General features: G+C 64.2%; 17 protein-coding genes and 3 tRNA genes. 14 read left to right on the top strand and 6 right to left on the bottom strand.

All coding sequences use genetic code 11. The features are described from left to right. Positions 1-220 precede the first annotated feature (220 nt). The 3 genes from DFO50_RS04545 to DFO50_RS19940 all read left to right on the top strand — a co-directional run bounded on the left by DFO50_RS04545 (position 221) and on the right by DFO50_RS19940 (position 4,582). Positions 221-2,137: a M14 family metallopeptidase gene (locus DFO50_RS04545; RefSeq protein ID WP_107889443.1), complete on the top strand. Its 1,917-nt coding sequence runs from the start codon at positions 221-223 to the stop codon at positions 2,135-2,137. 455 nt (positions 2,138-2,592) lie between these two features. Continuing rightward, positions 2,593-3,102, top strand: coding sequence for a PAS domain-containing protein (locus DFO50_RS04550; RefSeq protein WP_036384701.1), 510 nt, complete (start codon positions 2,593-2,595; stop codon positions 3,100-3,102). A 16-nt stretch (positions 3,103-3,118) separates the two neighbouring features. Next, positions 3,119-4,582, top strand: a complete 1,464-nt coding sequence (locus tag DFO50_RS19940) for a methyl-accepting chemotaxis protein (RefSeq protein WP_107889442.1) — start codon at positions 3,119-3,121, stop codon at positions 4,580-4,582. 77 nt (positions 4,583-4,659) lie between these two features. On the opposite strand, the gene DFO50_RS04560 is transcribed toward DFO50_RS19940, so the two are convergent. After that, entirely contained in the window at positions 4,660-5,595 is a 936-nt protein-coding gene (locus tag DFO50_RS04560) for a LysR family transcriptional regulator (RefSeq protein ID WP_112692128.1), read from the bottom strand. A 103-nt stretch (positions 5,596-5,698) separates the two neighbouring features. Between DFO50_RS04560 and DFO50_RS04565 the strand changes: the two genes are divergently transcribed. Then, positions 5,699-6,697 carry an aldo/keto reductase gene (locus DFO50_RS04565; RefSeq protein ID WP_107889440.1) on the top strand — a complete coding sequence of 333 codons (999 nt, stop codon included), beginning with the start codon at positions 5,699-5,701 and terminating at the stop codon, positions 6,695-6,697. Between the two features lie 13 nt (positions 6,698-6,710). Here DFO50_RS04565 and DFO50_RS04570 read toward each other — a convergent pair whose 3' ends face one another. After that, complete coding sequence (locus tag DFO50_RS04570) at positions 6,711-8,114, bottom strand: MFS transporter (RefSeq protein ID WP_112692129.1); 1,404 nt, start codon at positions 8,112-8,114, stop codon at positions 6,711-6,713. 113 nt (positions 8,115-8,227) lie between these two features. Here DFO50_RS04570 and DFO50_RS04575 point away from each other — a divergent pair, with 113 nt between their 5' ends. Further along, positions 8,228-9,091: a helix-turn-helix transcriptional regulator gene (locus DFO50_RS04575; RefSeq protein ID WP_028497749.1), complete on the top strand. Its 864-nt coding sequence runs from the start codon at positions 8,228-8,230 to the stop codon at positions 9,089-9,091. A 194-nt stretch (positions 9,092-9,285) separates the two neighbouring features. Here DFO50_RS04575 and DFO50_RS04580 read toward each other — a convergent pair whose 3' ends face one another. Further along, positions 9,286-9,474, bottom strand: coding sequence for a hypothetical protein (locus DFO50_RS04580; protein ID WP_146745017.1), 189 nt, complete (start codon positions 9,472-9,474; stop codon positions 9,286-9,288). Positions 9,475-9,589: 115 nt separating this feature from the next. Here DFO50_RS04580 and DFO50_RS04585 point away from each other — a divergent pair, with 115 nt between their 5' ends. Continuing rightward, the gene (locus DFO50_RS04585; RefSeq protein ID WP_112692131.1) at positions 9,590-9,844 is read left to right on the top strand and encodes a type II toxin-antitoxin system HicA family toxin; all 255 of its coding nucleotides are present in this window, start codon (positions 9,590-9,592) and stop codon (positions 9,842-9,844) included. Continuing rightward, positions 9,841-10,182, top strand: coding sequence for a type II toxin-antitoxin system HicB family antitoxin (locus tag DFO50_RS04590; protein ID WP_028497747.1), 342 nt, complete (start codon positions 9,841-9,843; stop codon positions 10,180-10,182). The genes DFO50_RS04585 and DFO50_RS04590 overlap by 4 nt, the downstream gene beginning before the upstream one ends. 282 nt (positions 10,183-10,464) lie before the next feature. Here the strand turns inward: DFO50_RS04590 and DFO50_RS04595 are convergent. The 3 genes from DFO50_RS04595 to DFO50_RS04605 all read right to left on the bottom strand — a co-directional run bounded on the left by DFO50_RS04595 (position 10,465) and on the right by DFO50_RS04605 (position 10,763). Next, a tRNA-His gene (locus DFO50_RS04595) sits at positions 10,465-10,540 on the bottom strand. 43 nt (positions 10,541-10,583) lie between these two features. Further along, a tRNA-Arg gene (locus tag DFO50_RS04600) sits at positions 10,584-10,660 on the bottom strand. 25 nt (positions 10,661-10,685) lie between these two features. After that, positions 10,686-10,763 (bottom strand) — tRNA-Pro (locus DFO50_RS04605). Positions 10,764-10,875: 112 nt separating this feature from the next. Between DFO50_RS04605 and folD the strand changes: the two genes are divergently transcribed. The 7 genes from folD to DFO50_RS04640 all read left to right on the top strand — a co-directional run bounded on the left by folD (position 10,876) and on the right by DFO50_RS04640 (position 18,384). Next, positions 10,876-11,727, top strand: a complete 852-nt coding sequence (gene folD / locus DFO50_RS04610) for a bifunctional methylenetetrahydrofolate dehydrogenase/methenyltetrahydrofolate cyclohydrolase FolD (RefSeq protein ID WP_028497746.1) — start codon at positions 10,876-10,878, stop codon at positions 11,725-11,727. A gap of 79 nt (positions 11,728-11,806) precedes the next feature. Beyond that, a complete protein-coding gene (gene purU / locus DFO50_RS04615; RefSeq protein ID WP_028497745.1) occupies positions 11,807-12,667 on the top strand; it encodes a formyltetrahydrofolate deformylase in 861 nt (286 codons plus the stop codon). Continuing rightward, the gene (locus DFO50_RS04620) at positions 12,667-13,272 is read left to right on the top strand and encodes a hypothetical protein (protein ID WP_028497744.1); all 606 of its coding nucleotides are present in this window, start codon (positions 12,667-12,669) and stop codon (positions 13,270-13,272) included. Before purU ends, DFO50_RS04620 begins: the two co-directional genes overlap by 1 nt. 186 nt (positions 13,273-13,458) lie before the next feature. Beyond that, positions 13,459-14,391, top strand: a complete 933-nt coding sequence (gene secF, locus DFO50_RS04625) for a protein translocase subunit SecF (protein WP_028497743.1) — start codon at positions 13,459-13,461, stop codon at positions 14,389-14,391. 142 nt (positions 14,392-14,533) lie between these two features. After that, positions 14,534-15,172, top strand: a complete 639-nt coding sequence (locus DFO50_RS04630) for a DedA family protein (RefSeq protein ID WP_107889436.1) — start codon at positions 14,534-14,536, stop codon at positions 15,170-15,172. A 41-nt stretch (positions 15,173-15,213) separates the two neighbouring features. Then, positions 15,214-17,136 carry a DNA mismatch repair endonuclease MutL gene (mutL, locus tag DFO50_RS04635; protein ID WP_112692132.1) on the top strand — a complete coding sequence of 641 codons (1,923 nt, stop codon included), beginning with the start codon at positions 15,214-15,216 and terminating at the stop codon, positions 17,134-17,136. Positions 17,137-17,217: 81 nt separating this feature from the next. Continuing rightward, on the top strand, positions 17,218-18,384 hold the full coding sequence (locus DFO50_RS04640; RefSeq protein WP_028497740.1) for a benzoate/H(+) symporter BenE family transporter: 1,167 nt from the start codon (positions 17,218-17,220) through the stop codon (positions 18,382-18,384). Positions 18,385-18,393 lie beyond the last annotated feature (9 nt).

Consider the following 18,393-nt stretch of genomic DNA (forward strand, 5'->3'; position numbering starts at 1 on the left):
ATCTGCATCACCCTAAATTTAAGAAATAGTTAATATACTTATTACCTCGGAATCCGCGTTCGAATGCCCACCCGGCATGCAGGCGCCGGATTCCATCGTGGATAGTCGGGCGGCCGCCCGGCCTGCGCCCAGTCGCCGATCTTCCGGCCAACACCGGACTCGACGTCCGTTACGCGACCGGACCCCGCTTTCATGCCTCACCCGTTACGGAGAGCCATAAATGCACACCTTCCCTTCCCGTCGTTTCGCCCTTGCCACCAGCGCGCTCGCCATCATGAGCCTGCCGGCACTGGCAGCCCTGCCACAAGCCCCGGGCTATATCGACGATTCGACCGCCGTTCCGGCCGCCAAGACCCGCATTCTGCCGCCGATGTTCGAGCAGACACTGACCAGTACCCGATTCCTGGTCAGTGCCGACAATCCGCTCGCCACCGTCGCCGAGGCCAGCGACTTCCACAAGACCAGCAACTACACGCAGACCGTCGAGTACATGAAGAAACTCGCGGCCGCCTCCAGTGGCGCGATCAAGCTGACCTGGATGCCGGAGAAAAGCGCCGAAGGCTACGACATGATGCTGGCCGTCGCGTCGACATCGGCGGACAAGAGCCCGGAAGGCCTGAAGAAGTCCGGCAAGCCGACCGTGCTGGTCGAAGCAGAAATCCACCCGGGTGAAGCCAACGGCAAGGACGCGATGTTCATGCTGCTGCGCGACATGACCACCGGCAAGAAGCCGCTGGCGTCGATTCTGGACAAGGTCAACATCCTGTTCATCCCGACCGTCAACGTTGACGGCGACATGCGCACCAGCGCCTATGGCCGCATCAACCAGAATGGTCCGGACATCACCGGCTGGCGCGTCAACGGCCAGAACCTGAACCTGAACCGCGACTTCACCAAGCTCGACAGCGCCGAAATCCGCAACGTGGCCTGGGTGTTCAACCAGTACGACCTGAGTTTCTTCGCCGACACCCACTCGACCGACGGCGCCATGTATCCGTACGACAGCTCGTACTGCAATAACGGCGAAGGCTGGTCGCCGGCCGCGACCCGCTGGATGGATACCGTGATGCAGCCGCACGTCTACAAGGAAGTGCAGAGCTACGGCCACCAGATCCACGAGTGCATCAGCCTGAACGACAACAAGGACCTGACCCAGGGCTACTACCCGTACCGTACCGACCTGGCCCGCTTCTCGAACCAGTACGGCGATATCCGCAGCGTGCCCTCGGTGCTGATCGAACAGCATGCGCTGCACCCGTACAAGACCCAGGTACTCGGCAACTACGTGATGCTGAAGGCGATGTTCGAGTCGGTCGGCAACAATGCCGGCTCGCTGAAGACCGCCATTGCCGCCGACCGCAGCAAGGCACTGTCCGACGACAAGGTCACCCTGACCTGGAAGCCGGGTACACCGAAGAAAGTCCAGTTCACCGGCGGCGCCTACACCTACGAGATGTCGCCGATCACCGGCCAGAAAACCATCAAGTGGACCAACAAGCCGAAGACGATGACCGTACCGGTCACCGCCAACGACGTGCCGGACCTGACCGTCACCCGGCCGGCCGAGTACATCGTGCCGGTGCAGTGGAGCGACGTGATCAAGCGGCTGCGCGCGCACGGCATCCAGATGAAGACCCTGGACAAGCCGACGCCGGTCGAAGTCACCCTGTACCGGATGGACAACGTCAAGCTCGCCGGCGGCTTCGAGCCCGACCGGGCGGCGAAGAACCAGATCCCCGGCTATGAAGGCCACCTGCTGGTCAGCGGCGATGCCAAACCGGTCAAGCGCCTGCAGACTTTCCCGGCCGGCTCGGTGGTCATCGATGCCCGGCAGCCGCTCGGCGTGCTGGCCATGAACCTGCTCGAACCGACCAGCCCGGATTCGTTCTGGTCATGGGGCTTCTTCAACTCGACCCTGGTCGCCGCCGAAGAACCCGAGGAATACGTGATGGAACCGATGGCGCGGCAGATGCTGGCCCAGGACCCGAAACTCAAGGCCGAATTCCAGCACAAGCTGAAGACCGACAAGGCCTTCGCCAGGGATGCCGGCGCCCGTCTGCAGTGGTTCTACCAGCACACGCCGTTCTATGACGCCAATGCCTATCTGTATCCGATTGGCCGGGTAGAAAAGAAGTAGTTTTTCCGGCAGTCCCGGGACAAGGGCGACGCCTGCCGCGTCGCCCTTGTCTTTTTGTCATGACCCTGATTTTTTCCAGCGAAAACAAGGCAATCCGCTTGACAATAGCAAGCGGATTAACCTAAATTCCGTCAATGCCGGCAGCATCAGAATTGTCGCAAAAAAATGCGGAACAACAGCGGACGAATGGCCGCACCGGACGCCACGGCATCCCGGCGTGCGTCAGCAAATCCCTGCCACGAAGCCCTGTCATGACCCGCCCTCCCCCCTGCGCCCGCGCAGCCCTGACAAAAAGTCGTACCGGTCCCGGGCAGGCGGGCCGCCGCCCCTCCCGCCGCCCCCTCTCCCTCGCAGACATTTCCCTCGCCTGCCGTGCGCCATGCACCGCCGGCGTTGTGGCGTAGCCGATGGCGAACGACCGGTCGCAAAGACACAAAGCAACGGAGTTGATTTCAATGAACAACCAGGAAGTGCGACTGCAGCCCGACGACCTGATCATCACCAAGACGGACCAGAAAGGCATCATCACCTATGCCAACCGGAAGTTCATGCAGGTGTCGAACTACGCGGAATCCGCCTTGCTGGGACAAGCGCACAACCTGATCCGCCACCCGGACATGCCGCGCGGCGTCTTCCGGCTGATGTGGAAGACACTCATGCAGGGCAAGGAATTCTTCGGCATCCTGAAGAATTACACCGCGGATGGCGGGTTCTACTGGGTGTTCGCCAATGTCACGCCTGACTATGGCATCGATGGCAGCACCAAGGGCTATTATTCGGTCCGCCGCATGCCGACCCGGCATGCCATCGACACCATGACCAGAATCTATGCCGAAATGCGCGCGGTGGAACAGTCCGCCGGCAAGGCAGCAGCACCGGATACCTCGCTGGCCTGGTTACAGGACTACCTGGACAAGGCCCACGCCGGCTCGTACGAAAATTTCGTCCTCGGCCTGAACAAGTAACAGAGAATCAACCTACATGGGCACCACCACCACTTCCTCGCTGTTCCTGAAACAGCGTACCTATCTGTATCTGCTGGCATTCAACATCCTGATCCTGATCGCGGCCGGCCATGAAGTCTTCATCGACAACGACAGCCTGTACCTGCTGGCCCTGCCCGCCTGTTCGATCCTGCTGAGCTTCCATGTCCACCGGCAAACGTCGCGGATGTTCGCCATTCTCGGCATCCTGAAGGAGCAGTTGAGCTACGCGAACAAGGGCGAGCTGTACCACCGCGCAACCCGCACGCCGGGCATGGGCGAAATCGGCCTGGTCGCCTGGGAACTCAACGATTTCATGGACCTGATCGAGACCTATTTCAAGGAAATCAATACCTGCTTCGTGCGCATCAGCAAGGGCGATTTCAACCGCTATCCGCTGTCGTCCGGGATGCCGGGGGTGTTCTCGCTGTCGATGGAAGTGTTCGCCAAGGCGATCAAGGCGATGGAGGACAACGACGTCTATGTGCGCCAGAACCAGCTGTCATCCCAGCTGCACAAACTGAACACCCAGTACCTGCAGAGCAATCTGGCCTCCAACCAGAGTGACCTGAACGTGATCAGCAGCGAGATGGAATCGGTGTCCCGGCTGGCGGAAGGCAATGCCGCCGGTGCCGACGAGAGCCTGAAGAGTGCGCAGGACCTGAGCCTGCAGCTGGATACCATCGTCGACAGCGTCAGCGCCGTGAATGAAACCGCGATGACCCTCAGCGAAAAATGGACCCATATCGAGACCTCGCTGTCGTCGATTGCCGCCATTGCCGACCAGACCAACCTGCTGGCGCTGAATGCCGCCATCGAGGCGGCGCGGGCCGGTGAACAGGGGCGTGGCTTTGCCGTGGTCGCCGACGAGGTGCGCATCCTGGCCGAGCGCAGCAAGAGCACGGCCGGCGAAGTCAAGAACGTGCTGACCGTGCTGTCGGACCTGATCGCCAACATGCGCGAAAAGTCGAGCCAGAGCGGCGAGACCGCCGCCCGGGTCAAGACCTCGATCGACGCATTCCGCAGCCAGTTCGAGAACCTGGCGGAAACGTCGAGCGAAGTGATCGGCCGCGTGTCGCTGGTACGCGACAAATCGCTGGTGTCGCGGGTCAAGGTCGACCACATCATCTACAAGCAGGGTGCGTACATGCACCTCGACGCACGTCAGGCCAGCGAGTCCGACAAGCGCGACGTGCGCAGCGATACCTGGATCAAGAGCGAAGGCCAGACGCAGTTCGGCAGCACCCGCTCGTTCCAGGCGCTGCAGGCCAGGATATCGCTGGTCAGCGACAATATCGCCACCGCCACCGCCACCCTGGCCGAACACGGTGCCGGGGAAAGCGAAGCCATCCTCGCCCGGATGCGCGAAGCGGAAAAGGCCAGCCAGGAAACCATCCAGTTGATCGACGCCATGGTAGTGGAGAAGCACGATACCGGCAGCAAGGCCGCCATCGCCGCCTGATCCGCTCCGCCCGACAGGCGCCGCCGGCGCGGGAGACGTGCCCGCGCCGGCGGCGTTTTCATTTCCGCACGAGGCCGTCAGCCGGCAACGGGTGGACGCAACAGCCCGATAAACGCCCGCAGCGTGGCCGGCATCTGCCGCCGGCCCGGGTAATAGAGAAAGAAGTCCAGCGGCGGCAGGCAATAGCTGTCGAGCACGCGCAGCAGCCGCCCGTCGGCAAGTGCGTCCGCCACCATGGCCTCGTACATATAGGCCAGGCCGATGCCGTCCAGCACTGCGCCGAGGATCAGCACATCGTCGTCGAGCAGCAGCGGTCCATTCACCTGCACTGCCAGCGGCCGGCCATGGCGGACAAACTCCCAGTCATACACCGCGCCACCAGGGAAGCGACGGCCGATGCAGGCGTGATCCTTCAGTTCGTCCGGCGTGACCGGCAGTCCGTGCAGTGCGGCGTAGGCCGGCGCGGCAACGACAATCAGCCGCGATGCCGGCGCCAGCGGCAGCGCCACCATGTCACCGGCCAGACTGTCACCGAAACGGATGCCGGCATCGAAACCGCCAGCGACGATATCCACCAGTCCGTCATCCGTGACCACTTCCAGCCGCACCTGCGGGCAGGCCTGGTGAAAGCGTGCGAACAGCGGCGCCAGCAGCAATCTTGCCGCTGCCCGCGGCACATTCAGCCGCAGCGTGCCGCTGGGCGTATCACGGAACAGATTGACCTCGTCGAGCGCCTCGCCAATCTCGCGCAGCGCCGGCGCCAGCCGCGCCAGCAGGCGCTCGCCGGCCTCGGTCGGGGTGACGCTGCGCGTGGTGCGGTTCAGCAGACGCACGCCCATGCGCGCCTCCAGTCCGCGCAGTGCATGGCTGAGCGCCGACGCCGACACCCGCCGCTCGGCGGCGGCCTTGCGAAAGCTGCGATGGCGCGCCACGCAGGCGAACGCCTCCAGCTCTCCCAGATCGGGCGGGGCCTGGTGGCCATGGGCGCGAACCTCGTTGTCGGATCGGGTCATTGATGAATTTTCCTCAGTAGTTCATCCATCATAAGCGGACTTATCACCAGCAATGAAGCACGCGACACTACCGGGGTCGTCACCTGACCAGGAAAACTCCGCAATGAAAACCCGCACACTGGGCCGGCAAGGCCTGAACGTTTCCGCCATCGGCCTCGGCTGCATGGGCATGAGCTTCGGCTACGGCGCCGCCGACGAGCAGGAGGCCATCGCCACGCTGCAGCGCGCCATTGATCTTGGCGTCAGCTTTCTCGATACCGCCGAAGTCTACGGCCCGTATACCAACGAGACCCTGCTCGGCCGCGCCATCAGGGGCCGCCGCGACCAGGTGGTGCTGGCGACCAAATTCGGCTTCAACATCCTGCCGCACGGCCAGGGCACCGAGCGCATGGCCGGCGTCAACAGCCGGCCGGAACATGTGCACGAGGCGGTGGAAGGCTCGCTGCGCCGCCTCGGCGTCGACTGCATCGACCTGCTGTACCAGCACCGGGTCGACCCGCAGGTGCCGATCGAGGACACCGTCGGCGCCATGGCCGAACTGGTGCGTGCCGGCAAGGTGCGCCACCTTGGCCTGTCGGAAGTGTCGGCGGCCACGCTGCGCCGCGCGCACGCGGTGCATCCGATTGCCGCCGTCCAGTCCGAGTATTCGCTGTGGAGCCGCGATGCCGAACGTGAAGTGCTGCCGGTCTGCCGCGAACTCGGCATCGGCTTCGTCCCGTACAGCCCGCTCGGACGCGGTTTCCTGACCGGCAAGCTGACCAGCACCGACAGCCTGGCGGCTGACGATTTCCGCCGCACGCTGCCGCGCTTCCAGGACGAGGCGCTGCGCCACAACCTGGTGCTGGTCGACGCGCTGACCAGGCTGGCGACCAGCCGGGGCTGCACGCCGGCGCAGCTGGCGCTGGCCTGGCTGCTGGCACAGCATGAACAGATCGTACCGATCCCCGGCGCACGCCGCGTCAGCCATCTGGAGGAGAATGCCGCCGCCGCCAATATCGAACTCGATGCCGACGCACGCGCCGCCATCACGGCGGCCCTGCCCCCGTCCAGCGTGGTCGGCCAGCGCTACAACGATGCGCAGCTGACCATGGTCAACCTCTGAGCAGTACCTGCCGTCACCGGCAGCGATAGCGTACGGCACTGGCCACCAGCACTGCCATCAGGCACAGCTCGGCGGCCAGTGCCGTCAGCACCGCCTGCAGATAATCACCACCGGTCGCGTGCAGGCGGTGGGCAAACACCGCCCCCAGCAGCGCTGGCCCCAGCCCCAGTGCGGCCTGCTGCACCGTGGTCAGCATGGCTCCGCCGGCACCGGCCCGGGTCACCGGCACATCGGACAGGCCGATGCGGAAAAAGCAGCTGACGATCAAGGCCTGCCCGCTGCCGATCAGCAACGACCCCGGCACCAGACTCAGCACGCCAAGCTGCGGCCATGCCCGGCTCAGCGTCAGCATCAGCACCAGCAGGCCGGTCATCTGGACAACGCAGCCAAGCCGCAGCGTCACCACCTTGCCGAAACGCTCGACCAGCCGCGCAGTCTGCAGCGATGCCAGAAAATAGATCACGCCCAGCGTGATAAAGGCATTGCCGGACTGGAAGGGCGACAATCCGGCTCCGGACTGCAGCAGCAGCGCCACCACGAACATGAAGCCACTCCAGCACGAGAAGAACAGCACGGCGATCAGCAGGCCGAAGCGCACGCTCGGCAGGCGCAGCAAGGCCGGCGGCAGCAAGGGAAACGCACCACGCCGTTCCTGGCGCAACTCGACCCGCCACAGTGCCCACAGCAGTGGCGGCACCGCCAGCAGCATCGCCACGCACGGCCACGGCCAGTGCTGCGCCGGCCCCAGTGCCAGCGGCAGCAGCAGAAAGACGATCAGCAACGCCAGCAGCACGGTGCCGGGCCGGTCGATGCGTGCGGCGTCGTTTTGCCGGGTCTCCGGCACCCACAGACGGGCGCAGCCCAGTACCAGCACGCAGATCGGCAGATTGATCAGGAACACGCTGCGCCAGCCAAGCCCGGCAATATCGGCCGAGACCAGAAAGCCGCCCAGCACCTGGCCGACCACGAAGGCCAGCCCGCCGATGGCGCCATACAGACCGAGCGCACGCGAATGTTCGCGGCCGCGCAGGCTGACATGCAGGGTGGCCAGGATCTGCGGCACGATCAGCGCGGCGCCGACGCCCTGCAGCGCCCGCGCCAGCAACAGCATCCATACCGTGCCCGCCAGCCCGCACAGCAGCGAAGCGAAGCCGAACAGCCAGACACCGTGGCAGAACAGCCGCCGCCGGCCAAAATTGTCGCCAAGCCGGCCACCCATGGCCAGGCAGACGGCAAAGGCCACACCATAGATGGCGACGATCAGTTCGAGCTGTGTCGGCGTGGCATCCAGTGAGCGGGCGATGGCATCGAGCGCAACATTGACAATGGAGAAGTCGATCATCGGCAGCAACTGCCCGGCCAGCAGGATCATCAGTCCGGCACGGCCGAGCGCTGGCGGGTAAACGGGGTTTTTCATGGGATGCAATCGTGGTTCCGGCTGGAGTGAAGTGCCAGCATCGCGTATCGTTTAACCGGGTACCAGTTCTTGCTTATCCTGGTATAAAAACTGCCCGTCACCGGAATGCCATCATGCCCAGCGCCCCCCAGACCGACGCCGCCGCCCACCGCACCCGCGAACTGGGTACCTTTCTGCGCAGCCGCAGGGAAAGTCTGGACCCGGTCCGCCTTGGCCTGCCGCGCGTCGGCCGCCGCCGCACCCCGGGCCTGCGCCGGGAAGAAGTCGCCCAGCTGGCCGAGGTCGGCGTCACCTGGTACACCTGGCTGGAACAGGGCCGGCCGATCCAGGCCTCGGCCAGATCGCTCGGCGCCATTGCCGTCGCCCTGCAGTGCAGCGCGGCGGAAACCCGCCATCTGTTCGCCCTTGCCGGCCTCGGTGAACCGGTTGCGCCTCACGCGCCTTCCTGCGAACGACTGTCGACCGCTTCCCGCATCCTGCTCGACCAGCTCGATCCGCTGCCGGCCCTGATCCAGAATGCCCGCTTCGACATCCTCGGCTACAACCCGGCCTACAGCCGCCTGATCGGCGTCGATCTGACGCAGGTCCCGCATGAGGATCGCAACTGCATTTATCTGGCGCTGACCCACCCGGTCTGGCGCAGCCGGCTGGCCGACTGGAACGATATCCTGCCGCGCATGGTCGCCTCGTTCCGCGCAGCCATGGCCGGCCATCTGGAAGACCCGCAATGGGGCGCGCAATTGCAGCGTTTTCTCAGCATCTCCGCCGACTTCCGCGACACCTGGCAGCGCAATGAGGTGCGCAGCATCGAGAACCAGAGCAAACGCTTCCGCCACCCGCTGGTTGGTGTGCTGGAGCTACAGCAGGTCAATTGGTGGTCGGCACCAAGAAACGGCGATCGTTTGCTGGTGTACGTACCGGTCGATGCCGACAGCGAGCGGGCGTTGAAGCGGATCGCGGAAGACGGGGGACCATGACCGGACTCACCGGCGGCCACTTGCCGCTACCCCATTGATTCTCATCTGACCCCTGCATAAAAACCCGGAATTTTGCAGGGATTCTTTTTGTCGCCAGAAAGGGTTTGTGACGCCGGCGTCACACCCCGGCCGGTCACAGGATAATGAAGTGCAGGTCGCTCTCATTCATCTGGTCGAGGCGGTCGATGGCGGCTTTAACCTGGCACACGGGGGTCAGCCTGTTGCGGGCGGCAATCGATGGCACCGTCCCGGTCATCGAGCGTGACCTCGACCGCATCGCTCTCCAGACCGGCCTTGTCGGTAATGCGCAGGCTGATCAGACGGTCACGGAACGTGGCGGTAGTGTCCTTGCCATCGGCAAGGATCTGGAAATCCGGTCGCATGGGGCTCCCCCAAAAAAACAAAGCCCCATGCCGGTGGAAGGTCAACACCGACACCAGCCGCCGCATCTACCCATCAATGGTTTGACTTGGTACTACAATTTGGTACCATAAATCAATGAAACGCAGATACCAATCCACGCTGGAACTGATCTTCAAGCGCCCCGTCAGCGGCAACATCCGCTGGAAAGAGATTGAGGCCCTGCTCGTCGAACTGGGCGCCACGGTGGAAGAGCGCGAGGGTTCGCGCATCGGCGTGACGCTGTTCGGGTCGGTGCGCGTGTTTCACCGGCCCCACCCGTCACCGGAGACAGACAAGGGTGCCGTAGCATCAGTCCGCAAGTGGTTGGAAGAAAACGGAGTCAAGCCATGAACAACATCATGATCATCAACGGCCAGAAGGCCGTCATTGCCTACGATCCCGAAATCGAGATGTTCCGCGGCGAGTTCATCGGTCTGAGCGGCGGAGCCGACTTCTATGCGGCGGATGTCGCCAGCCTCAAGGCCGAGGGCGAAACCTCTCTCCGGGTTTACTTGGCTATGTGCACGGAAAAGGGTATCGAGCCCTACAAGTCCTATTCTGGCAAATTCAACGTGCGCATTGATCCGGCCACTCATTCTGCGGCCGCCGTTTCTGCAGCTGCACAGGGGAAAAGCCTGAATGAGTGGGTAGCCGAAGCTATCGAAGAGTACGCTGAGCACGCTGCATAGGCATTCTGCCGCCGAGCCATTCAAGCGGCATCGGCATGCCGGCTTTCAAGTACAGCGAGACGAATGCCCGGTTCATCCCCGCGCACGCGGGGAACACTGATCGAACGGCACTACGACAGACGACGAGCAAGGGTCGCCAAGCCGGTCCGGTGACCTCACGACAACAGGTCAAGTTCCGAAAACACAAAATCATCTTCCGAAATTCAGCCTGGACCAGCAGGCGCCACAACGTCCGAAACGACACAAGCCCCTGATTCTGCTGAATCAGGGGCTTGTGAATTTTGGGGTGGATGATGGGGCTCGAACCCACGACAACTGGAATCACAATCCAGGACTCTACCAACTGAGCTACATCCACCACAGAAACCGGTACTACAACTCTTGCTGCTGACCACTCCGAGTGGCGCGCCCGACAGGATTCGAACCTGTGACCCTCGGCTTAGAAGGCCGATGCTCTATCCAACTGAGCTACGGGCGCACGGACCGTCGGGCGTTGCCTTGAATGGTCGGGGCGGTGGGATTCGAACTCACGACCCCCTGATCCCAAATCAGGTGCGCTAACCAGGCTGCGCTACGCCCCGAACAAGAGGACGCCACTATAAAAACCCGGACGATTCCTGTCAACACCTGTTGAGCAAAAAGCCCAAAAAATGCGAAAATCCGCTTTTCGGTTTCTGGTGTGAAAGCAAGGGCATGACGGCACAACTGATTGATGGAAAAACCATTTCCGCAGATCTGCTCGACCGGGTGGAAAACGGCGTAAAAATTCGTCTCGATGCAGGCAAACGCGCACCGTGCCTCGCGGTCATCCTGGTCGGCAACAATCCGGCTTCGGAAGTCTATGTGCGCAACAAGAAGCGCTCGTGCGAGAAGGTCGGCATCACCTCGGTCGCCCATGACCTGCCGGCCACCACCACCGAAGCCGAGCTGCTGGCACTGATCGACCAGTTGAATGCACGCGACGACGTCGACGGCATTCTGGTGCAGCTGCCGCTGCCGGAGCACATCGCGTCGGAAACCGTGATCGAGCGCATTGCGCCGCACAAGGACGTCGACGGTTTCCACCCGTACAACATGGGTCGTCTGCTGGTGAAGATGCCGCTGATGCGCCCGTGCACGCCGCGCGGGGTGATGATCATGCTCGAACACACCGGCATCAACGTGAAGGGCATGAACGCCGTGGTGATCGGCCAGTCGAATATCGTCGGCCGGCCGATGGCGCTGGAACTGCTGATGGAACGCGCCACCGTGACCATCTGCCACAGCCAGACCCGCGACCTGCCGGCCAGGGTGCGCGACGCCGACCTGGTCGTTGCCGCCGTCGGCATCCCGCATTTCGTCAAGGGTGACTGGATCAAGCCGGGCGCCGTGGTCATTGACGTCGGCATCAACCGCCTCGACAACGGCAAGCTGGCCGGCGACGTCGATTTCGACGCCGCGCGCGAACGCGCGAGCTGGATCACGCCGGTGCCGGGTGGCGTGGGCCTGATGACCGTCGCCACGCTGCTGCAGAACACCCTCGACGCCGCCAACCGCAACGCGTAACCTCGCGCGCACTCCCGCCTTACGATATTGAGACGGGCTGCTTTTCGGGCAGCCCGTCGTGCATTTATACAGATTGATCATGAGCGAACAACATTCCGCCACGCTGTTGATGAGCTGCCCGGACCAGAAGGGTCTGGTCGCGGCCATCGCCAATTTCCTGATGACCTACAACGCCAACATCCTGCATGCCGACCAGCATCAGGATGCCGGCGAGAACCTGTTCCTGATGCGCGTGGAATGGGATCTGGACGGTTTCACCCTGCCGATGGAAAGCTTTGCCGCCGCGTTCCAGCCGATCGCCGACGAGCACCGGATGGACTGGAACGTGTCGCTGTCGTCGCGCAAGCCGCGGATGGCGATTTTCGTGTCGAAGTACGAGCACTGCCTGGTCGACCTGTTGCACCGCTGGCGCATCGGCGAGCTCGGCTGCGACATCCCGCTGGTGATCTCGAATCATGAAGACTGCCGCCGGCTGGTCGAGTTCAACGGCATTCCGTTCCATGTCGTGCCGGTCACCCGCGACAACAAGGCCGAAGCCGAAGCCGAGCAGTTCCGCCTGCTGGAAGAAGCCGGTATCGATTTCGTGGTGCTGGCGCGCTACATGCAGGTGCTGTCGGCCGACTTCGTCCGTCGCTACCCGAACCGCGTCATCAATATCCACCACAGTTTCCTGCCGGCCTTCGACGGCGCCAAACCGTACCATCGCGCCCACGCCCGCGGCGTGAAGCTGATCGGCGCCACCAGCCACTATGTAACCCAGGATCTCGACGAAGGCCCGATCATCGAGCAGGAAGTGGCCCGCATTTCGCACCGCGACGCGGTCGACGCGCTGATCGAAAAAGGCCGCGATCTGGAAAAGGTCGTGCTGTCGCGCGCCGTGCGCTGGCATGTGGACAACCGCGTGCTGTCGTACTGCAACAAGACGGTCGTGTTCGACTGATGCGACTGATCGACGACGCGCTGGAACTGGCCCGCTTCCGCATCTGGACGCTGGAGGCCTACCAGTATCCGTTCTGGCAGAGTGCGCTGCTGCTGACGCTGGTCGGCATCACCTCGGCCGCCAGCAACGAGGCGGTCGGCTTCGTGGCCGGCGCCGGCACGCGGATGCTGTTCTTCATCATCCTGACCTGGGCGGAAACGCTGCTGTTCATGGTGTTTATCGGCGGCTGGATGAAGCACGCCGGCTGGGAACGGCCGGCACCGCTGTTCGGCCTGATCGTGCTGACCTACGCCCCGCAGTTGCTGACGCCGCTGACCAGCTGGCTGCCGCCGGATGTCAGCCAGGGGCTGAACTTCGCGCTGTCGGTCTATTCGATCCTGCTGCTGATGCGCTCGCTGACCCTGATCAGCGGCCTGTCGCGCGGCCGGGTGATCGCCGGCATCCTGCTGTTCGCGCCGGTGTCGATCCTGGTGATGTCGCTGATGCTGAGCGTCGGCGTCTCGGCCGGCTGGATCGACCTGCCGGCCGACATGGCGGCATCCGTGTCGTCGTCCTCGTCATCCGGCGATGACGGCGGCAGTGCCGACGATGCGGCACTGCCGTAAAAACCCTGCCGGCATCAGCTGGCCGTCAGCAATGTGCCGACGGCCCTGTGCTACCATACCCGGCTGATTTTCTGTCGGTGGCGACGCGTTCGCCGCCTGCATGCGGCCCGATGCCGCCTAACGATGGAAACCTCATTCATGCAAGACAGCAAGACGCCGGCCCCGGCCGGCAAACATCCGTGGTGGATGAAGCACTTCCTGAAGCACGACATCCGCTTCATGAGCTACGGCAAGGTGACCACGCTCATCTCGCTGCTGACCTTCCTCGCCGCCGTCTTCTTCCTGTACGCCAAGGGCCTGAACTACTCGGTCGAATTCACCGGCGGTACGGTGATGGAAGTCCAGTACCAGCAGGCAGCGCAACCGGAAAAGATCCGTACCCAGATCGACGGCCTGCATATCGGCGACCCGGTAGTGCAGATGCTCGGCACCTCGCGCGACGTGCTGATCCGCCTGCCGAACATCAAGGACCGCACGTCGGCCCAGGTCTCCAACGAGGTGCTGACGGCACTGAAGTCCGGCGGTGACCAGGTCGAGATGCGCAAGGTCGAGTTCGTCGGCCCGCAGGTCGGCGAAGAACTGGTGACCCACGGCCTGACCGCGCTGACCATCGTCTGCCTCGGCATCATCGCCTACCTGGCCGTGCGCTTCGAGTGGCGCTTCGCCGTCGCGGCCGTGATTGCCAACATGCATGACGTGGTGATCATTCTCGGCTGCTTCGCGCTGTTCCAGTGGGAGTTCTCGCTGACGGTGCTGGCGGCGGTGCTGGCGGTACTTGGCTACTCGGTCAACGAATCGGTGGTGGTGTTCGACCGGATCCGGGAAAACTTCCGCAAGCCGGGCATGCGCGGCAAGAGCACGGCGGCAATCATCGACAACGCCATTACCGCAACCATGAGCCGGACCATCATCACCCACGGTTCGACCGAAATGATGGTGCTGTCGATGCTGTTCTTCGGCGGCCCGGCACTGCACGGCTTCGCCATGGCGCTGACCATCGGCATCGTGTTCGGCATCTACTCGTCGGTGCTGGTGGCCAGCCCGATCGCACTGGCGCTCGGCGTATCGCGCGAGCACATGATCAAGCCGGTCAAGCCGAAGGAAGAAGCGGTCGTCTGACCCCGCTGCGCTCGTCCGCGCTTCCGGGCGGGGTTATCGGCAGTGTGAACGTGCGGCTGCGGCCGCACGTTTTGCATGCCGCTCATTCATTCATCCTTAAGCTCCGGACTGGCACAGTCCGTCTTTTTCCCCGGTGCGCCCCATGGAATTCATCAGCTTCATCATCGATTTCATCCTCCATATCGATGTGCACCTGACCGAGCTGGTCGCCGCCTACGGGCCGTGGATCTACCTGATCCTGTTCCTGATCGTATTCTGTGAAACCGGGCTGGTGGTGATGCCGTTCCTGCCCGGTGATTCGCTGCTGTTCGTCGCCGGCGCCATTGCCGCGCTGGGCGGCATGGATGTCCACCTGCTGGTGATCACGCTGATCGCCGCCGCCGTGATCGGCGACACGGTCAATTACCAGATCGGCAAGTATTTCGGCCACCGGCTGTTCAGCAATCCGGATTCGCGCGTGTTCCGTCGCGCGTATCTGGAAAAAACCCACGACTTCTACGCCCGCCATGGCGGCAAGACCATCATCCTGGCGCGCTTCGTGCCGATCGTGCGCACCTTCGCGCCGTTCGTGGCCGGCATCGGCGGCATGGGTTATCGCAAATTCCTCAGCTTCAATCTGGTCGGCGCCGTGCTCTGGGTCGCCGGCATCTGCTACGCCGGTTATCTGTTCGGCAACCTGCCGGTCATCCGCAGCAATCTGTCGCTGCTGATCGTCGCCATCGTCTTCGTGTCCTTCCTGCCCGGCCTGATCGAACTGTGGCGCGTACGCCGGCTGCGCTAAGCCGGTAAAATCGCGTTTTCTGCCGTTCCGCCGGAGCCCGCATGTCCCGCATCCACCGCCTGCCCGACCATCTCGTCAACCAGATTGCCGCCGGCGAGGTGGTGGAACGGCCGGCGTCGGCGCTGAAGGAACTGCTGGAGAACAGCCTCGACGCCGACGCCAGCCGCATCACCGTCGACCTTGGCCAGGGCGGCATCCAGCTGATCCGGGTCAACGACGACGGCAACGGCATCAGCCAGGACGACCTGTCACTGGCGCTGCACCGCCACGCCACCAGCAAGATCTCGTCACTGGACGATCTGGAGCAGGTGTCCACGCTCGGTTTCCGTGGCGAAGGTCTGGCCAGCATCGCTTCGGTCTCGCGGATGACACTGGTCAGCCGCACTGCCGACAGTGAACACGCCTGGTCGGTCTCGGCACTGGACGGCACACTGGAAGCACCGGAACCGGCCGCCCACGCCCCGGGCACCACGGTCGAAGTGGCCGACATCTATTTCAACACCCCGGCGCGGCGCAAATTCCTGAAAAGCGAATCGACCGAATTCGCCCACTGCGCAACCGTGTTCGAGCGCGTCGCCCTCGCCTACCCGCATGTCGAATTCCTGCTGCGCCACAATGGCCGGGTGGTGAACCGGCTGCCGTCCGAGTCGCTGGCCGACCGGGTCGGCCGGCTGCTGGGCAAGGACTTCGTTGCCGCGGCTCTGGATATCGACGAAGCGGCCGGCCCGCTGGCCATCGCCGGGTTCGCTGCCTCGCCATCACTGAGCAAGGCCGGCCGGGATGCGCAGTACTGCTTCGTCAATGGCCGTTTCGTCCGCGACAAGCTGCTGGCGCATGCCGTGCGCCAGGCCTATCGCGACGTGCTGCATCATGAACGCCAGCCGTGCTACGCGCTGTTCCTGCGCGTGCCGCCGGAAGCGGTCGACGTCAATGTGCATCCGACCAAGGTCGAAGTGCGCTTCCGCGAATCCCAGGCCGTGCACCAGTTCGTGTTCCATGCCGTTAACCGGCGGCTGGCGACCACCCGCACCCGGGAAGCCGGCCAGGCCGACACCGGCGATGACCGCCCGGCCGATACCGATGCCCCCGATACCGATGCCCCCGCCATCCGGCCCGACACGGCCTCGCCGACGCCACACTACAGTGCAGGCGGCAATGGCAGTGCCGGCTTCGCCTATCGCGGCGGCACCCGGCCGCTGGACCTGAAAGCGGCCGAAGGCGGGCTGGACACCTACCGCCTGCTGTTCGGCGATATCGAATCCCGGGAACGCGCCAGTGCCGGCGTCCGGCCCGCCGGCAGCGATGACGGCGATGCGCCAGCACCACAGACCGGCTCGCCGCTCGAGCCGGCGCCGGCACTGACAACCGGCGACGACACCCTGCCGCCGCTGGGCTTCGCCATTGCCCAGTTGCATGGCGTCTACGTGCTGGCACAAAACGCCGCCGGGCTGATCATCGTCGACATGCACGCGGCACACGAACGCATTGTCTACGAACGGCTGAAGCGCGCGTTCGACCGCGACGGGCTGCCGAACCAGCCGCTGCTGATTCCGGTCACCTTCCCGGCCGACCGCTTTGAAGTCGCCACCGCCGCCGACCAGGCCGAACTGCTGGCAAGGCTGGGCTTCGAGCTGACCGTGCTCGGCCCGGCGCAGCTGGCGGTCCGCGCCCGCCCGGCGCTGCTGGCCGATGCCGACCCGGTATCGCTGGCGCGGGCCACGCTGGCCGAAGTGCGCGAGCTCGGCGCCAGCGAGGCGATTACCGCCCGCCGCGACGAGATGCTGGCCACCATGGCCTGCCATGGCGCAGTCCGCGCCAACCGGCCGCTGACGCTGACCGAAATGAACGCGCTGCTGCGCGACATGGAAGCCACCGAACGCTCCGACCAGTGCAACCACGGCCGGCCGACCTGGCGGCAACTGAGCATGAAAGAGCTGGACGGGCTGTTCCTGCGCGGCCAGTAACCACGCCTCGTCCCCTTGGCGTCACGGGCGGGTTCGCAGTTACACTCACCCTCCCGTCATTCGTGTCTGGCAGTCTGACCCATGCGTGCTTTCAAGGATTTGTCGCTGTCGGCGATCATCGCCGGCTTCGTGACCGTGCTGGTCGGCTTTACCAGCTCGGCCGTCATCGTGTTCCAGGCCGCTGAGGCATCAGGCGCCAATGCGGCCGAAGTCGCCTCCTGGATGTGGGCGCTCGGCCTCGGCATGGGCCTGACCTGCATCGTGCTGTCGCTGCGCTACCGGGTGCCCATCGTCACCGCCTGGTCGACACCGGGCGCCGCCATGCTGATTACCGGCGCTGCCGGCGTGCCGATGAGCGAGGCCATCGGCGCCTTTGTCGTCTCGGCGGCACTGATCACCGCAGCCGGATTCTCCGGCGTGTTCGAGCGGGCAATAAAGCGCATTCCGGTCTCGCTGGCCGCCGGCATGCTGGCCGGCGTCCTGTTGCGTTTCGGCCTCAATGTGTTCGTCGCCCTGCAGGCGCAGTTCCTGCTGGTCGTGAGCATGTGCGCCGTCTACCTGCTTGCCCGCCGTCTGCTGCCGCGCTACGCCATCATTCTCGCGCTGGCGGCCGGCCTGGCCGTGGCGCTGCTGCATGGACAGCTGCACTTCGGCGATGTGCGACTGGAACTGGCCACGCCGGTGTTCACCCTGCCGTCGTTCTCGTTCGCCGCGCTGGTCGGCATCGCCCTGCCGCTGTTCGTCGTCACCATGGCATCGCAGAATGTGCCCGGCGTCGCCGTGATCCGCGCTTCCGGCTACGACGTGCCCGTGTCGCCACTGGTCGGCTGGACCGGTCTGACCACGCTGCTGCTGGCGCCATTCGGCGCCTATGCGCTGAATCTGGCCGCCATCACCGCCGCCATCTGCATGGGCCGCGAGGCGCATGAAGACCCGTCGCGCCGCTATATGGCCGCCGTATCGGCCGGGGTGTTCTACCTGCTGATCGGCGCCTTTGGCGCCACGGTCGGTGCGGTATTCTCCGCCCTGCCGAAGGAACTGGTGCTGGCCATTGCCGGTCTGGCGCTGCTCGGCACCATCGGCAACGGCCTGGCGGTCGCCCTGCGCGAGGACAGCGATCGCGAGCCGGCGCTGATCACCTTTCTGGTCACCGCGTCCGGCGTCACCCTGGCCGGCGTCGGTTCGGCCTTCTGGGGGCTGGTCGCCGGCGTGATTGCGCTGCTGGTGCTGCGCGTGCGGAACCGGTGAGGCGGGCAG

Origin of the sequence: Microvirgula sp. AG722, assembly GCF_003269145.1 — a bacterium.
Lineage (GTDB): Bacteria > Pseudomonadota > Gammaproteobacteria > Burkholderiales > Aquaspirillaceae > Microvirgula > Microvirgula aerodenitrificans.

Bases quoted from the DNA above. Each gene is read 5' to 3' on its own strand.
- DFO50_RS04585 (WP_112692131.1), top strand. From the start codon at position 9,590: ATGAAACGCAGATACCAATCCACGCTGGAACTGATCTTCAAGCGCCCC.
- DFO50_RS04630 (WP_107889436.1), top strand. From the start codon at position 14,534: ATGGAATTCATCAGCTTCATCATCGATTTCATCCTCCATATCGATGTG.
- DFO50_RS19940 (WP_107889442.1), top strand. From the start codon at position 3,119: ATGGGCACCACCACCACTTCCTCGCTGTTCCTGAAACAGCGTACCTAT.
- DFO50_RS04590 (WP_028497747.1), top strand. From the start codon at position 9,841: ATGAACAACATCATGATCATCAACGGCCAGAAGGCCGTCATTGCCTAC.
- purU (WP_028497745.1), top strand. From the start codon at position 11,807: ATGAGCGAACAACATTCCGCCACGCTGTTGATGAGCTGCCCGGACCAG.
- DFO50_RS04550 (WP_036384701.1), top strand. From the start codon at position 2,593: ATGAACAACCAGGAAGTGCGACTGCAGCCCGACGACCTGATCATCACC.
- DFO50_RS04545 (WP_107889443.1), top strand. From the start codon at position 221: ATGCACACCTTCCCTTCCCGTCGTTTCGCCCTTGCCACCAGCGCGCTC.
- folD (WP_028497746.1), top strand. From the start codon at position 10,876: ATGACGGCACAACTGATTGATGGAAAAACCATTTCCGCAGATCTGCTC.
- mutL (WP_112692132.1), top strand. From the start codon at position 15,214: ATGTCCCGCATCCACCGCCTGCCCGACCATCTCGTCAACCAGATTGCC.
- DFO50_RS04640 (WP_028497740.1), top strand. From the start codon at position 17,218: ATGCGTGCTTTCAAGGATTTGTCGCTGTCGGCGATCATCGCCGGCTTC.
- secF (WP_028497743.1), top strand. From the start codon at position 13,459: ATGAAGCACTTCCTGAAGCACGACATCCGCTTCATGAGCTACGGCAAG.
- DFO50_RS04580 (WP_146745017.1), bottom strand. From the start codon at position 9,474: ATGCGACCGGATTTCCAGATCCTTGCCGATGGCAAGGACACTACCGCC.
- DFO50_RS04575 (WP_028497749.1), top strand. From the start codon at position 8,228: ATGCCCAGCGCCCCCCAGACCGACGCCGCCGCCCACCGCACCCGCGAA.
- DFO50_RS04570 (WP_112692129.1), bottom strand. From the start codon at position 8,114: ATGAAAAACCCCGTTTACCCGCCAGCGCTCGGCCGTGCCGGACTGATG.
- DFO50_RS04560 (WP_112692128.1), bottom strand. From the start codon at position 5,595: ATGACCCGATCCGACAACGAGGTTCGCGCCCATGGCCACCAGGCCCCG.
- DFO50_RS04565 (WP_107889440.1), top strand. From the start codon at position 5,699: ATGAAAACCCGCACACTGGGCCGGCAAGGCCTGAACGTTTCCGCCATC.
- DFO50_RS04620 (WP_028497744.1), top strand. From the start codon at position 12,667: ATGCGACTGATCGACGACGCGCTGGAACTGGCCCGCTTCCGCATCTGG.